Consider the following 14,350-nt stretch of genomic DNA (forward strand, 5'->3'; position numbering starts at 1 on the left):
TTCTCAGTCGCGATCTGACAGTTGAGCTACTGGCTCGTCTGAGCTAAACATATAGCCCACGCTTCTTACTGTACTAATCGCGTGCGCAAACTCCGGCCCGAGCTTTGCCCGCAACCTCCGCACATGCACGTCGACGGTCCGGGTTCCGCCCAAATACGCTTCGCCCCACACATGCGTGACCAACTGGGCGCGCGTGAATGCGCGGTTGGGGTGGGTGACCAGGTGATACAGCAGTTCGAACTCGCGGTAGGTGAGGCTCACGTTGCGGTTCCCCACCGTCACGGTGAAGTTGTCGTGGTTGACTGTCAGCTTGCCGTGCCGCGTGATGGGTTCCCTCGCCGAGGTATCCCTCACCGGATCAGCCACGTCCGGTTGGCGAGTTTGGGGTGCTCGCGCGTAGGCCAAACGGAGGCGCGCATCGATTTCTGCCGGTTGTGCGTTCGCGCTCACAACGTCAGTCACGTTCCATGACTCCTGTGCGACAGAAAAGCCGCCGTCGGTGAGCACGACGATCGTGGGGCCGTCAAAACCCGCCGTTTTCAACCGTGTGGAAATGATGGGGGCGATGGTGAGGTCGCTAGTCGCGTCGACGACGGCGATCTCGAACGAGCCGGGGTCTATGGTGATGAGATCAGACATTGCGGGTGAGCTCGTCGTGATGGTGTGTGGCAGTAGGCGCAGGGCTGGAAGAGCCGTGGCACCTGAGGCCTCTATCACGAGGATTCGCACTTTTCCCCTTTGCTCGTTTGGTTGATGGAAATTATATGTGTGGTCTGCGGGTTCTGATCGTGCCGTCTGTGACGTGGTACCGCTGACGTGGCAACATGGGGCGTATGGAACGGTGGATTAGCGTGCTCGTTGCCCTGGGTCTAGGTGTGACCCTGGCGGTGACGTCGTCATTGGGGTACGGCCCTATCGCTTTTGCCTCCGGAATGTTGGTGTTTGTTTTCGCATTTGGGTGGCCGCGGCTCACCGACTCACCTCAGCCGTGGACCACAAGCTTCACTTTGGGCGGGTTTGGCTTCGCAGGCATGCTTGCCACCTGGCTCGCGGTCGCGCCCCCGTACCTGGAGTGGCTCCCGGTGCTGGCGGGTCTGGGGCTGCTCTGGTCTTTTGTTCAGCACCTTGCGCGGGGCATCGAGGCATCACACGCGGTTGCGAACGTCTCGGCGCAAGTGGCTGGGATCGTCATCACGTTGTCCGCATGTACGTGGATCGCAAGCCTGCGTCTGCCAGGTAATCATTCGGCCATTTACATCGGACTCGCCGCGATCTTCTTAGCCCAGTGCGCGACTGCACTCCCGTGGCCAGCCCGATACACCTCGCCCCTGGCCGTGGCCGCCGGTGTTGCGGGTGCAGGGATCGCGCACGTGTTCCACCCGCTGCCCACTGTGAGCGTGGTGGTCTCCTTGGTGTTCGGAATGGTGTTGGGCGTGATTGTTTCGGCAACGGACCGTATTTTGGGGTTGATTGCGCGCGCTCGCTTCCAGGCGACCTCGCTCAATGAAGCCCGAGGTGTCACAAAGGCACGTACGTGGGGCGTCCAGTTGGCACTGGGGGCGGCTCCGATCGCGCTTTCCGGTGTCGCGGTTTATGCCGTGCACCGCCTGCCCGCGTGGGCCGTCATCTGGTTCGGGTGAGAGCCAGTACATGACCCGGCACATAGCTCCGATGGGAGCTGGTAGAGGCAAAGCGGTACACTATGAGCATGGATAACTTTGTGGTTCTTGAAACTGTCTTTACTGTTCTGGTCGCTCTGGCCGGACTCGGCACTCTTGGTATTGCCGTTAAGGTCATCGCGAACCTGTTCAAGTCGCGTCGCTAAGCCTCCGTATGCCAGTCGAAATTCCAACTGACCTCAAGCCCGAACTTGTCCCACTCGCGTGGCTTATCGGCTCGTGGGAAGGCGTGGGTGTCGTCGGTTACGGTGACACCCCAGACACACAGTTCGGGCAACGTATCGACTTTGTTGCTCCCACCTCGGCGCCGTACCTGCTGTACACGGCGCAGTCGTGGCTTCTGGGTGACGACGGCAAAATCGCTGACACACTCAGCGTAGAAACCGGGATCTGGCAGCTGGTGCGCGACCGCGACAACTCTGATGTGGGCCCCGGCCTCATCCCGCCTAGCGAAGACTCGAAGTACACCAACGCGGAAGCTGTTGACGCTCTGCGCAACAGCGACGGCGACTTTGATCTTGAAGTTTCGCTGGTCCATCCGCACGGTCTGACCGAGCTGTACGCGGGCCGCATCAACGGTCCACGCATCGACTTGTCCACCGACGTGGTTGCCCGCACCCGCACGTCGAAGGACTACAAGGCCTCAACCCGCATGTACGGCCTGGTCGAAGGCGACCTTTTGTGGGCATGGGACATGGCAGCTAACGGCCACGAACTCGCATCGCACGCATCAGCACGGTTGAAAAAAGTCGCCTGAACCGCGTGACAGCCCCAACCAAGGTATACAAACCTCGCAAGAAACCAGGCCCCCGTAAGAGATCGGGTCTGCGGGGTTTCGCATTCGTCATCGTCGTCATTCTGGTGGCGATCATCGCGTTCGTTGCCTTGCTAACAGCGCGCGTCAACGCGGTTACACGCCATGCCGAGGCCGCCTCGGAAGCGGGGAACGCATTCATTGAGGCGCTGTCCAATGACCCAGGCAATGCACAAGGGCACTTGGACAAGGCGCGCGACGAATTGGGGCAGGCAAAAGACAACCTGCACAGCATCCCCATCGAACAAATGCACATGATTCCGTGGGTCAAACGCAACGTGGACGCGTCCGACACACTCATCACGCACATGGAAAACGTGCTCAACCAGGCAGGCCCCGTGATGATTTCACTGTCAGGCGTGGTCGACTTCAATTCTGGGTCACTCAAAAGCAACCCAGACCTGTCCAGTTTGAACCCGTCGATGTGGGACGACGCGCGGGAAGCCGCAAAGGTGATTAAAGAAGCACGGGAAGCCATCCATGGAATTGACACGGCAGGCCTGCTGCCGGATGTGCATAACGCGGTCCACGACGCACGCGAAATGCTTGATGCGGTGTATCGCAAAATTGCTCCGCTCGAATCAATCGCGGAGGATATCAAGAAGTATCTGCCGCCTGGAATTGCCAAGCGGCTGGAAGAACTTGGCAATCTACTTGGGGGATAAGCTCAATGAGCGCGGTATACGGCACCGGCCACCGATCGTCTGAAATTGCTCACCTAGGTTCACCGCTGCGTGAACAGCGTGCGCTCGCTGACGGCAAAGCGGTCGCGGACCTGTCGTCCATGTCGATCCTGACTCTCACGGGCCCGGACTCTTTGACCTGGCTCAACTCACTGACCACGCAAAAACTCGACTCGGCTCAGCCTGGAACGTCCACCGAGACACTGGTTCTTTCACCCACCGGCCACATCGAACACTGGGCCTACGTGTACGTGGCAGACGACCGCGTGTGGCTACTCATCGACGGTGACGGCCAACCTCTGCGTGAGTTCCTCGAATCCATGAAGTTCATGATGCGGGTAGAAATTGCCGACGTCAGCGACGATTACACGGTTGTTGGCTCAAACGGTCCGACGGACAGTGCGGAACCTGTGGTTGAATGGGTCGACCCATGGCCGGAAATCACCCCTGGTGGCGCTAGCTATTCGGCCGTCACCGATCACCCTGGTAGCGCCTACGACTTTCGCATAAGCGTGTGCCGTGATCGCGAAGGCCTCACCCTTGTGGGGCGCGACGCGTGGGAAGCCCTGCGCATCGAGGCATGGCGTCCAGCGCTGTCAGACTGTGATCACAAAACACTCGTGGGTGAAATCGACATTCTGCGCACAGGAGTCCACCTAGCCAAGGGCTGCTACCGCGGACAAGAAGCCGTGGCGCGAGTACACAACCTGGGGCAAGTCCCGAGACGCGTAGTTTTCCTGCACCTGGACGGTTCGGACCACGCTGTTGTGTCCCCCGGGGACCCTATCCTGGGGCCCGCCCGAGGTGCCGAACGGCAGGTAGGGGCCGTCACCTCGGCGGCAATCCACTACGAACTAGGGCCCATTGCGCTGGGACTGGTCAAGCGGACGGTCGACCCAGAAGCAGAGCTCGCCGTTTTGACCGACGACGGGAACACACGGGTGAGCGCTGCGCAAGAGCAGATTGTGGGCACGCAGAAGGAAACGGTGACGGTGCAAAGGAATCCTCAGCTCAGGCGTTAAATTTTCCTCAACACAAGGCATGTTCGTGCGTTATCTTTGACGTATGACTTCATTGGAAAAGGGCGGCCCATCGCTGTCGCAAGAACGCAAGATTGTCACCGAAATCCCCGGACCAAAATCACAAGAGATCGAAGCCAGGCGTAACAAAGCCGTTGCGCAGGGTGTCGCTTCTGGATACCCCGCATACATCGTCGCTGCGGGTGGCGGAATCCTCAAGGACATCGACGGCAACCAGATCATCGACCTGGGTGCAGGAATCGCAGTTACCAACGTGGGTAACGCGAACGAAAACGTCGTGAAGCGCGTGACCGAACAGGTGGAAGCTTTCACCCACACATGCTTCATGGTCAACCCGTACGAAAACTACGTTGAACTCGCTGAAAAGCTCAACCAGTTGACCCCAGGGTCCTTTGACAAGCGCACAGTGCTTCTGAACTCGGGTGCCGAAGCCGTTGAGAACGCGGTGAAGATTGCTCGCACCTACACAAAGCGCAACGCCGTGGTTGTGTTCGACCACGCATACCACGGGCGCACCAACCTGACCATGGCCATGACCGCCAAGGTTGCGCCGTACAAGCACGGCTTTGGGCCGTTCGCCGGCGAGGTGTATCGCGCGCCCATGTCGTACCCGTTCCGCGACAACGACGCTGCTGGCACCAAGATTTCAGGCGAAGACGCAGCAAAACGTGTCATCACCATGATCGAAAAGCAGGTGGGTGCCGACCAGGTTGCCGCGATTGTGATCGAACCTGTTCAGGGTGAAGGCGGTTTCATCGTTCCGGCTGAAGGCTTCTTGCCAACCTTGGTGGACTACGCACGCGAAAACGGCATCGTTTTTGTGGCAGATGAAGTGCAGGCAGGGTTTGGACGCACTGGAAAGATGTTCGCCTCCGAGTGGGAGGGCATTGAGCCCGACCTGGTCACAACCGCAAAAGGTATTGCCGGTGGTCTTCCTCTGTCAGCAGTGACCGGGCGTGCAGAAATCATGGACGCCGTGGGAGCCGGTGGACTGGGTGGAACCTACGGCGGTAACCCATCAGCCGTAGCGGCGGCACTGGGCGCGATCGAGTCGTACGAAAACGACGGTTTGCTGGAACGTGCCAGCGCACTTGGTGACATCATGCGTTCCCGCATGGAAGCACTGCAGTCCAAGTTCCCTGAGGTCGCCGACGTCCGTGGACGCGGTGCGATGCAGGCGTGCGAACTGGTGCAGCGTGACTCAATCGAACCTAACGCTGACCTGGCTAAAGCAGTTGCAAAGCACTGTGCCGACAACGCGGTTCTGGTTTTGGTGACGGGTACGTTCGGAAACGTTCTGCGCTTCCTGCCACCGCTGACTATGTCAGATGAACTGCTCAACGAAGCGTTCGACGTTCTAGAAGAAGGGTTCGAAAAGGCTCTGAGCTAAGCGTTTTCTGAAACTTCCGGGGCCCTGCGGCAGTGATGTCGCAGGGCCTTTGTTGTGGCTAGAAAAGCACCCTAGGAATTAAAGTCATAGTTCCATGTTGTAATTAGGTTAGGCATGCCTTAACCTTTTTCTGTGTTGAAGACGCTGAAGAAAACAAAGGCATCTGGGCTCACGGTACAGGGCATTTGCGCGGGCTATTCCACGGAACCGGTCGTGCAAGGCGTTGACCTGCGCTTGAATGCGGGCGAAGTGACTGCGCTTGTAGGACCCAACGGGTCGGGGAAGTCTACTTTGTTGCGGGCACTCTCGGGACTGCTACCTGCGCATTCAGGGCAAGTTCGTTTTGATGACGACGCAACAGTAGACGGTTTGTCGCGCAAGCAACTAGCACGACGCCTAACAATGCTGACGCAGATGCGAACAACTCCGCATGGTATGCGTGTTCGCTCTGCTGTCGAGTTGGGCCGTCATCCTTTCACGGGATGGTGGGGCAAAGGAGACACAGTAGGTGCCCAAAAAATCCAGGCGGCCATGGAGCTCGCCGACGTTGAAGACCTGGCACACCTACCTCTTGAACAGCTTTCAGGTGGGCAGTTACAACGAGTGTGGCTGGCCAGCTGTTTGGCTCAAGATACCGAGGTTCTTCTGCTTGATGAGCCTACCAATCACCTTGACCTGAAGTACCAGGTCGAATTGCTCGAACTCCTCTTTGAACTAGCTCATGAACATGGCGTTTGCGTGGGCGTCGTTCTACACGACCTCAACCATGCAGCGACAATCGCTGACACAGTTGCAGTGATGTCGAACGGTCGCGTCGTTGCTGCTGGGCCACCACATGACGTGTTGCGCTCGGAGCTTCTCAGCGAGGTCTACGGCACTGAAATCACGTGTGAACACGACGCTGGCACGGTCCGAATAAGTACACGAAGCCCGCGAACTCGCGCGTCTCTTTCGAAAGGAACTCTATGAACGTGTGGAAGATATTGGCGATCACAGTTGCTGGTGTACTCACACTTACTGGCTGTGGCGCAAAATATGAAGCACAACAGAAAACGCCTGAAGAAGGCAATGCGTCCATCTCAATCACCGACAGTCGCGGAAAAGCGGTGAATCTCGACAAACCTGCTGAAAAGGTTGTCACCCTGGAATGGTCCGTGACCGAATACGCTGTGGCACTTGGTATCAATCCGGTGGGCGTTGCCGACCCCAAGGGGTACACCGAATGGGACACTGCCGTTCCACTCAAAAACGAGCCCAAAGACGTGGGTATCCGGACTGAGCCAAGCGTCGATGCTATCGCAGCGTTAGAGCCTGACCTCATCCTGGCCGATATGTCGTCGATCCCCGACACGCAGATGGCAACAATCGAGAAAATCGCTCCGGTCGCTGTATTTAACAGTGCAACTACCGACGGACTGATCGACCTTCTCAAGGAGAATCAGAAGAAAGTCGGCACGCTTACTGGAAAAGACGCCGAAGCGGAGAAGCTTGCTGAGGACTACGACTCCACCGTTGACGAATGCAAACGCAAAATTGCCGATGCGAACAAAGCCGGCACCCCTGTCGTCTACACATACCCCACCAAGACGGCTAACTCGATTGATTTCCGCATGCATGGGCCTGGATCTGGTCCGGGAGTCGTGGCCAAAGGCGTAGGGCTTTCCCACGGGTGGACCGACAGCGGCGACAAGGACTACGGCATTAGCAACAGCGACGTCGAAGGTCTGACCGGCATAGCGGGGGAGACCCATGTGTTCTACTACACGGAAAAGGGTAGCGAGGACCCGATTTCCGCATTGGGCTCGAACGGCATCTGGAAGGGCCTGAGCTTCGTGAAAAATAACCGGGTCCATAAAACACCTGAAAGTGTATGGCTCTACGGTGGCACCAAGTCGCTCGAACAAATGGCCAAGCTCTACGCTGACACAGTGACTGGCTGATTCTTTAACGCATTACGTCGCATAACCCATGACACATTCACTGAAAGAAACTCAGCCGCGTAACGTCGAGTCCACCGACATGCACGCCACTAGACACGGGGCACGAAAACTTTCGTCCTTTGCGATCCTGCTCCTGGCGGCATTGGGTTTGGTGGTGATTCTGTCTGTCGTCCACCTTACGCAGGGAACGTCGAATGTCACCCCCGGTGCTGTCCTCCGCTGGGCAACGGGTCGTGGATCGGACTTTGACACAACTGTGATTTTAAATTCTCGGTTCCCGAGGTTGCTCGCGGGCATCATGGTAGGAGTCGCGCTGGGTGGAGCTGGAGCGCTTATGCAGTCGCTCACCAGAAATGCCTTGGCGTCACCGGACACTCTGGCGGTCAATGCCGGAGCGTATTTGTCGTTGACTTTGGTCGCAGTGACTGGCGTGACACTGTCATTTCTTTCAGGAACAGTCGTCGCATTTGTAGGTGGGCTGATCGCTGCAGCAGTTGTTGTCACGCTATCCCGAGGATCTTCACCTGTGCGTTTGGTGCTGGCGGGCAGTGTGTTGGCCATGGGTTTGTCCGCGCTGACAACTGTGTTCCTTCTGTTCAACTCCTTTGAAACACAGAGCCTCGTGGCATGGGGATCAGGTTCATTGGGACAAATTGGAATCGACGGGGTCCTTCACCTTTCCGTAGTTGTCGTTGCGGTGATCGTCCTGGTCTTCTTGACGGGCCACAAGCTCGATGTGATGCACCTAGGAGATGATGCGGCGTCGAGCTTGGGCATCAACGTTACGGTCTGGCGTACCACCTTTGTCTTGCTGTCGGTCCTCCTCGCGGCAAGTGCTGTCACAGTGGCCGGGCCCATTGCCTTTGTTGGGCTATGTGCGCCAGCACTGGCACGTATTATGGCGCGCTGGGTCGCGGAGCTGAGCCACGCTCGCAGTATGTTCCTGATGTCCATGATTTTTGGAATGCTCCTAGTGGTGGGCTCCGATTTGATACTCAGAGCGGTGGTTTCCGGAAGCGACTCTGTATCGATCCCCACCGGCATCGTCACTTCGATCATCGGGGCGCTTTTTCTCATCGTGCTGGCGCAGGGGGTCAAATCTGGATTCGACTCCGACTCCCTGGTGGCCATGAAGAATGGCACAAAGCTGGGGTTCGCGCGACCGGGTGCCGTTGTATGTGCCATTTCTGTACTGCTAGCCCTGTGTGTGGGTGGTGCCATCCTCGTAGGCGACACCGTGCTGTTCACCGGCGACGTGGTGAACTACCTGAACAATCTTGCACCTCCACAGGTGGAGATCGTGCTGGAATCACGCATTCCGCGGGTGTTTGTCGCATGTCTTTCAGGTGCGTGCCTTGCTATTGCAGGTGGAGTCTTGCAAGGGACGACACGTAATCCGCTTGCCGATCCAGGCGTGCTGGGCGTCTCAGGCGGGGCAGGTTTGGGCGCTGTATTTGCACTTACGGTGTTCCACAAGAGTGACTTTGTGACCTTATTGGTCTGTGCAGGGCTCAGCGCACTGGCCGTAGGCCTTCTGCTTTTTGGCTTAGCGGGCCGAGGTGGTTTCGACCAAGCGCGCATGGTTGTGACTGGTATCGGAATTGCTACAGCGACCCAAGCGCTCACTACGTGTCTGATTGTCACCTCAGATCCGTGGAACCGCACAATGGCGATGACATGGCTATCCGGGTCCACGTCAGGAGTGACTTTTGTGCAAATTGTGCCCTTGGCTGTCTGTTTGATGATCGGAGCTGTGGCATGTACATACGTGGCTCGCGACTTAGACGTCATTCAGATCGACGACAGTACGCCACGAATCCTGGGGGTAAACGTCGTTCGGCACCGTGTCATTCTCGTGCTCATCGCTCTCATGTTGGTCACGGTGGCGACCGTAACCATCGGAGTCGTTGCGTTCGTTGGTCTGGTGGCTCCACATATTTCCCGGCTTATCATCGGCGCTCGCCATGTCTTTCTGCTTCCGCTTGCGTCATTGACAGGGGCCATCCTCGTCGTGTGTGCCGATGCCTTGGGTCGAACAATTGTGGCTCCCGGTCAGATCCCCGCAGGTCTGGCCACAGCGATGATCGGGTGCCCGTACTTCTTGTGGCTTCTCATTCGAATGCGAAAGGACGCTTAACAATGCCTCAGTCCTATATGCCGTTTCTCGTTCACCTGACCGCTCGCTCTCGGGTGTCAGAAAACCTCGTACGGTTGACATTTAAGGGCCCAACGCTCGATCAGTTCGGAACAACGTGCTTAGACCAGCGCATCAAGCTTGCTTTCGGTTCACGCGAGTGTGTCGAGGAGCTGGTGGAACGCGATGATTGGTTCGCCTGGGCGCGTTCGCTACCCGAACACGTGCGACCCCATTTGCGCACGTACACCGTCAAAGCAGTGCGTCCGATGCTCAAGGAACTTGACGTTGATTTCGTCGTTCACGGCACTGAAGGGCCCGCGAGTGCATTCGCAGTAAAAGCTCCTATCGGAACTCACATTGCGGTGGTGGGTCCCGTGGAAGGTGCCCCGGGTTCTTCTTCAGAGGGGGTCGCATGGGCGCCGGGGAGTGCGTCGCACATTCTGATCGCCGGAGATGAAACCGCGGTTCCAGCTATTAGCAACATCATTGAAAGCCTGAGCCCTGAGATGCGTGGAGCAGTTTTCGTGGAAGTCCCGTCGCCCGGAGACATTCAGAATTTCACAGCACCACACGGTGTCAGTGTGAAATGGCTACCACGTGTGGCGCACGCCGGTGCGACGCGCGGTGATGTGCTCCATCGCGAAGTTCAAGAGTGGTGCGACCACAACGGTCTCCCGTCCTGCGACGTTCAGACCGATGTTGACAACTCATACGACAACTCCGTGCTTTTGTGGGACGAAGCTAAGCAAGGCAATACCGACGAGCTTTATACGTGGGTTGCCGCCGATGCCGACACCGTCGCGCAACTCCGGCACGAGATGCGCAAGAAGCGGGGGCTGCCAAGAGAAAGCTCTTCGTTCATGGGGTATTGGCGAATGGGCGTGAGTCTCTAGGCCTCAGACGTAATTTCTGACTTCGTTTCGCGTGGGGTGTCTTCGACGGGCTGGCGGGCGAAGATCGCAGCCAGGATCGCACCGGACACGTTGTGCCACACGCTGAACACCGCGCCTGGCAGAGCGGCCAACGGGGAGACGTAGGTGGTAGCCAAAGTTGCTGCGAGCCCGGAGTTCTGGAGCCCCACCTCAAAGGTGAGCGCGCGACGCTGAGTCGATGACAAGCCAACTGCCACACCCGTGGCGAAACCAACGGCCAGTCCAATCGAGTTGTGCAACACAACAGCCAGCAAAACGGTCGCTCCTGCGCTTACCAGTTTGTCGGCCGAACCGCCCACAACAACTGCCACGATGAGCGCAATTGTCAAGGCTGACAACCAGGGGAGAATAGGGCTGATCTTCTGAACGAACTTATCCGCAAGAACACGGATAACAACACCTGCGATGACAGGAACAAGCACGGTCTTGACGATCGACATCATCATGGTCGCAAAGCTCACGTCCATGTACTGGCCTGCAAACATGAGCGTAAGAGCGGGTGTTGCCAACGGCGCGATCAACGTGGACAAAGTCGTGACCGACACCGACAGCGCGACGTCACCGCGAGCCAAATACGTGACCACATTCGACGCCGTACCACCCGGAGCACACCCCACCAAGATGACACCCGCAGCAAGCTCAGGAGGCAACCCCAAAAGCACCGCAACGAGCCAGCCAGCCAGCGGCATGAACAGGTACTGAGCCACCACACCCACTGCGGCAATCCACGGCTTCTTTACGATCTGGGTGAAGTCTGGAACGGTGAGCGTCAGCCCCATGAAGAACATCACCCCGCCCAGAAGCCAGGTGACGGAAGGCGCCAGCGGAGTAACGACCTCGGGCAACAGAAACCCGACGACGCCAGCCACGACAACCAGGGCCGGAAAAACCGTGACGGCAACGCGGGCACTACGCTGCTCCTGAGGATTCATGCTTGAGGTGCTCATGAATGCTTAGTAAAGCGTAGTGTCGCGTATGTCACAGAAGCGTCCGCACTGTGGGCGCTCGAGGTTCAACACGTCACAGTGACGCTTGGGCTCCCTGCACGCGGATCGCTCGGTGCATGTCATCGCCCAGTTCAGTGACGAGCCTGCGCAGAGCAGCCGGAGCAGTTCCGTGCTCGCTCAGCCACGCATCAGTACGCTGCGCTACGTGCTCGCGCCGCGTCGACCACGACGGGTACAGTCCCAGCACCAATCGCTTGGCGATTTCGTTCGACCGGGTAGTCCAGAACGATTCAAGCTGCTCAAAGTACTGGTCCACAAACGGTTCAAGAATCGGGGTGGCCACAGGGGACGTGAACCCAGCGACCGTGGCCGAAAGCGAACTGTTCGACAGCGACGTGTCAGACGTGACCGCCTCAAAGGCACGCATTTTTGCCACCGGGAGCGACCGGGCCGCACGCGCTGTCCGAGCCTGCATCACACCGGAATCAGTGCGGTCGCGGGACTCCTGGGCGGCAATATCTTCTTCATCGGCCCAACCTAAAACCACCAGCGAAATGAGCGCCTTCCACTTCAAAGCGTTGTCTACCTTCAGGCCGTAACCCTCAAGCGTGGGTCCGGACGCCAGAACGCGGGAGGCGAAGTCGCGAGCCGCGACGACCTCGGGACCGGGGGCCACGACGGTCGCCGAATGCGCAACAAAAATGAGGACGACTTCTGCCAGGTTGAGCTGGGTATCTGAGCCTGGTTCAGCGCTCTCAAGCGCGTCCAAAGCCGCACCCAGGATCGCACTTAGCGTGCCATCGACATCCGTTGTCCACAACTTCACCGCATTCAGCGCCTGGGCACGCAGACCGGCGTTGATGCCTGCGTGATCCTCACGCCCCAGCGAACGCGCGTACGCATCAACGAAGTCGCTCACACTCAGCGAGCCGTCGCGCATCGCGTTCGTCAAAGCAGACCACACGACCGCTCGATCCAGCGCGTCAGGCAACTTGGTCACGCTGTGCAGAGCATGCGCCGTCGAGGCGTCGTCCAAACGCATTTTGGCGAAATCGTCGTCACCGTGACCGGGCAGAAGAAGGTCGGGGCGTTTGGTGCCCACCAGCTGAGGAAGGTCCGCCGAGGCGGTGTCAAAGTCGACCTTCCATGTTTCCGTTGGGTGCATGGCACTGCGTTGGCGATTGAAACCGGCAAGCGTGAACGTGTGAGGGCGAACCACCTGGGGTCCGGTGTTGCTCTGTGACACGGTGGCCTTGGTGATGGTGCCCGCGTCATCGGTTTCGACGTCGACGCTGATTTCGCTCACGCCCGTTGTGGTGAGCCATGCGTCGGCCCAAGCGCGCACGTCGCGGCCTTCCGTGCGAGCTTCAAGCGCGTCGAGGAAGTCCACCAGCGTGGTGTTGCCAAACGCGTGCTTTGCGAAGTAGTCGCGGGAGCCGGCCATGAACGCGTCCAGTCCCACGAATGCGACCAGTTGCTTGAGAACCGAAGCTCCCTTGGCGTAGGTGATCCCGTCGAAGTTGAGCCGGGCGGCTTCGACATCGGGAATGTCGGCCACGATGGGGTGGGTCGTGGGGTATTGGTCTTGGCGGTACGCCCAGTCCTTGCGACGCAGAGCGAAGGTCACCCAGCCGTCGGTGAACTCGGTTGCGGTGGTCAGAGCGAGCGACGCCATGTAGTCGGCGAACGACTCCTTCAACCACAGGTCGTCCCACCACTGCATGGTGACCAAGTCGCCGAACCACATGTGCGCCATTTCGTGCAGGATCACGTTCGCGCGCGATTCGTATTCGGTGCGGGTGACGGCATCGCGGTAGATGAACGAGTCGACAAAGGTCACCAAGCCCGGGTTTTCCATGGCTCCCAGGTTGTATTCGGGCACGAAAATCTGGTCGTATTTGCCCCACGGATACGGGAATTCGAAGTTGTCGTGGTAGAAGTCCAGTCCCTGTTTGGTGACGGTGAAGATGTTGTCGGCATCCATGCTTTCGGCCAGAGATGCGCGCACGTACACGCTCAACGGGATTGTCAGGTCGCCGCGCGTGTATGTGTCGTGCGCTCCCACGTAGTGTCCCGCGCACACGCAAGTGATGTAGGTGGACATGCGTTCCGTGGTGGCAAATTCGTAGGTGACCGCCGAGGTCGTCGCGGCTTCCGCTGCCGGTGCGACTTCCGGGGTGGTTGCCTGCGATTCCGTGGGCGCGGTGTTGTTGAGGACGATGAAATCCTGAGGCGCCGTCACCGAGAACGTGAACGTCGCTTTGAGGTCAGGCTGGTCGAAGTTGGCGAATACGCGCCTAGCGTCCGTGGGTTCGTACTGTGTGTACAAGTAGATCTTGTCATCAGCCGGGTCGACGAAGCGGTGCATGCCTTCACCGCTTGTTGAGTAGATGGCTTGCCCTGTGACGGTGAGGGTGTTGGAGCCTGCCGTGACGGGGAATGTCACCCGGGCGCCGTCGAAGTTTTTTGCCGGGTCCAGAGACTGTCCGTTGATGGTGATCTCGCTGACGGAGTCTGCGATGAAGTCGATGAACGTGTCAGCGTCCTGGTGCGCGTCAAAAACGACAGTCGACGTTGATGTGAATGTCTTTTTCGCGAGGTCCGGCGCCGAAGTAATGTCGAGGTGCACCGTGTAGCTGTGAGTAGCCAGTAGTTCGGATCGGGTGGCAGCTTCACTGCGTTTCAGATTTGTGGTCATGTGTCCTCCGTTATCAGCTCTCCTCACCTTGCCACATTTTTCCAAGTGCGTGTTGAAGAGTCGACTAGACTTGAGCGAGGAAGGGATGAA

The 14,350-nt window shown here is 58.4% G+C and carries 12 protein-coding genes; 9 read left to right on the forward strand and 3 right to left on the reverse strand.

The window, feature by feature from the left end; translation table 11 throughout:
- Window positions 1-3: 3 nt before the first annotated feature.
- Window positions 4-729, reverse strand: coding sequence for a winged-helix domain-containing protein (locus MHX53_RS01000; protein ID WP_239270924.1), 726 nt, complete (start codon window positions 727-729; stop codon window positions 4-6).
- A 104-nt stretch (window positions 730-833) separates the two neighbouring features.
- Between MHX53_RS01000 and MHX53_RS01005 the strand changes: the two genes are divergently transcribed.
- The 9 genes from MHX53_RS01005 (at window position 834) to MHX53_RS01045 (ending at window position 10,576) form a co-directional block, all read left to right on the forward strand.
- On the forward strand, window positions 834-1,640 hold the full coding sequence (locus MHX53_RS01005) for an ammonia permease (RefSeq protein WP_102239025.1): 807 nt from the start codon (window positions 834-836) through the stop codon (window positions 1,638-1,640).
- A 193-nt stretch (window positions 1,641-1,833) separates the two neighbouring features.
- Window positions 1,834-2,436 (forward strand): FABP family protein, encoded by a 603-nt coding sequence (locus tag MHX53_RS01010; protein WP_102239026.1) that lies wholly within the window; start codon window positions 1,834-1,836, stop codon window positions 2,434-2,436.
- A gap of 5 nt (window positions 2,437-2,441) precedes the next feature.
- Entirely contained in the window at window positions 2,442-3,158 is a 717-nt protein-coding gene (locus tag MHX53_RS01015) for a hypothetical protein (protein ID WP_239270925.1), read from the forward strand.
- Between the two features lie 5 nt (window positions 3,159-3,163).
- On the forward strand, window positions 3,164-4,198 hold the full coding sequence (locus MHX53_RS01020; RefSeq protein ID WP_239270926.1) for a folate-binding protein: 1,035 nt from the start codon (window positions 3,164-3,166) through the stop codon (window positions 4,196-4,198).
- Between the two features lie 43 nt (window positions 4,199-4,241).
- Window positions 4,242-5,606: a 4-aminobutyrate--2-oxoglutarate transaminase gene (gabT, locus tag MHX53_RS01025; RefSeq protein ID WP_239270927.1), complete on the forward strand. Its 1,365-nt coding sequence runs from the start codon at window positions 4,242-4,244 to the stop codon at window positions 5,604-5,606.
- A 132-nt stretch (window positions 5,607-5,738) separates the two neighbouring features.
- The gene (locus MHX53_RS01030) at window positions 5,739-6,575 is read left to right on the forward strand and encodes an ABC transporter ATP-binding protein (RefSeq protein WP_239270928.1); all 837 of its coding nucleotides are present in this window, start codon (window positions 5,739-5,741) and stop codon (window positions 6,573-6,575) included.
- Window positions 6,572-7,546: an iron-siderophore ABC transporter substrate-binding protein gene (locus MHX53_RS01035; protein ID WP_239270929.1), complete on the forward strand. Its 975-nt coding sequence runs from the start codon at window positions 6,572-6,574 to the stop codon at window positions 7,544-7,546. Before MHX53_RS01030 ends, MHX53_RS01035 begins: the two co-directional genes overlap by 4 nt.
- 28 nt (window positions 7,547-7,574) lie before the next feature.
- The gene (locus MHX53_RS01040; RefSeq protein WP_239270930.1) at window positions 7,575-9,683 is read left to right on the forward strand and encodes an iron ABC transporter permease; all 2,109 of its coding nucleotides are present in this window, start codon (window positions 7,575-7,577) and stop codon (window positions 9,681-9,683) included.
- A 2-nt stretch (window positions 9,684-9,685) separates the two neighbouring features.
- On the forward strand, window positions 9,686-10,576 hold the full coding sequence (locus tag MHX53_RS01045) for a siderophore-interacting protein (protein ID WP_239270931.1): 891 nt from the start codon (window positions 9,686-9,688) through the stop codon (window positions 10,574-10,576).
- Here the strand turns inward: MHX53_RS01045 and MHX53_RS01050 are convergent.
- Entirely contained in the window at window positions 10,573-11,562 is a 990-nt protein-coding gene (locus MHX53_RS01050; RefSeq protein ID WP_239270932.1) for a bile acid:sodium symporter family protein, read from the reverse strand. The two genes, MHX53_RS01045 and MHX53_RS01050, sit on opposite strands and share 4 nt — an antisense overlap.
- A 73-nt stretch (window positions 11,563-11,635) precedes the next feature.
- Complete coding sequence (pepN, locus tag MHX53_RS01055; protein WP_239270933.1) at window positions 11,636-14,260, reverse strand: aminopeptidase N; 2,625 nt, start codon at window positions 14,258-14,260, stop codon at window positions 11,636-11,638.
- Window positions 14,261-14,350 lie beyond the last annotated feature (90 nt).

It is taken from the genome of Brevibacterium sp. ACRRH (genome assembly GCF_022346365.1).
In the GTDB taxonomy this organism is placed as follows: Bacteria; Actinomycetota; Actinomycetes; order Actinomycetales; family Brevibacteriaceae; genus Brevibacterium; species Brevibacterium paucivorans.

Bases quoted from the DNA above. Each gene is read 5' to 3' on its own strand.
- MHX53_RS01005 (WP_102239025.1), top strand. From the start codon at position 834: ATGGAACGGTGGATTAGCGTGCTCGTTGCCCTGGGTCTAGGTGTGACC.
- MHX53_RS01010 (WP_102239026.1), top strand. From the start codon at position 1,834: ATGCCAGTCGAAATTCCAACTGACCTCAAGCCCGAACTTGTCCCACTC.
- MHX53_RS01020 (WP_239270926.1), top strand. From the start codon at position 3,164: ATGAGCGCGGTATACGGCACCGGCCACCGATCGTCTGAAATTGCTCAC.
- gabT (WP_239270927.1), top strand. From the start codon at position 4,242: ATGACTTCATTGGAAAAGGGCGGCCCATCGCTGTCGCAAGAACGCAAG.
- MHX53_RS01035 (WP_239270929.1), top strand. From the start codon at position 6,572: ATGAACGTGTGGAAGATATTGGCGATCACAGTTGCTGGTGTACTCACA.
- MHX53_RS01040 (WP_239270930.1), top strand. From the start codon at position 7,575: ATGACACATTCACTGAAAGAAACTCAGCCGCGTAACGTCGAGTCCACC.
- MHX53_RS01045 (WP_239270931.1), top strand. From the start codon at position 9,686: ATGCCTCAGTCCTATATGCCGTTTCTCGTTCACCTGACCGCTCGCTCT.
- MHX53_RS01050 (WP_239270932.1), bottom strand. From the start codon at position 11,562: ATGAGCACCTCAAGCATGAATCCTCAGGAGCAGCGTAGTGCCCGCGTT.
- pepN (WP_239270933.1), bottom strand. From the start codon at position 14,260: ATGACCACAAATCTGAAACGCAGTGAAGCTGCCACCCGATCCGAACTA.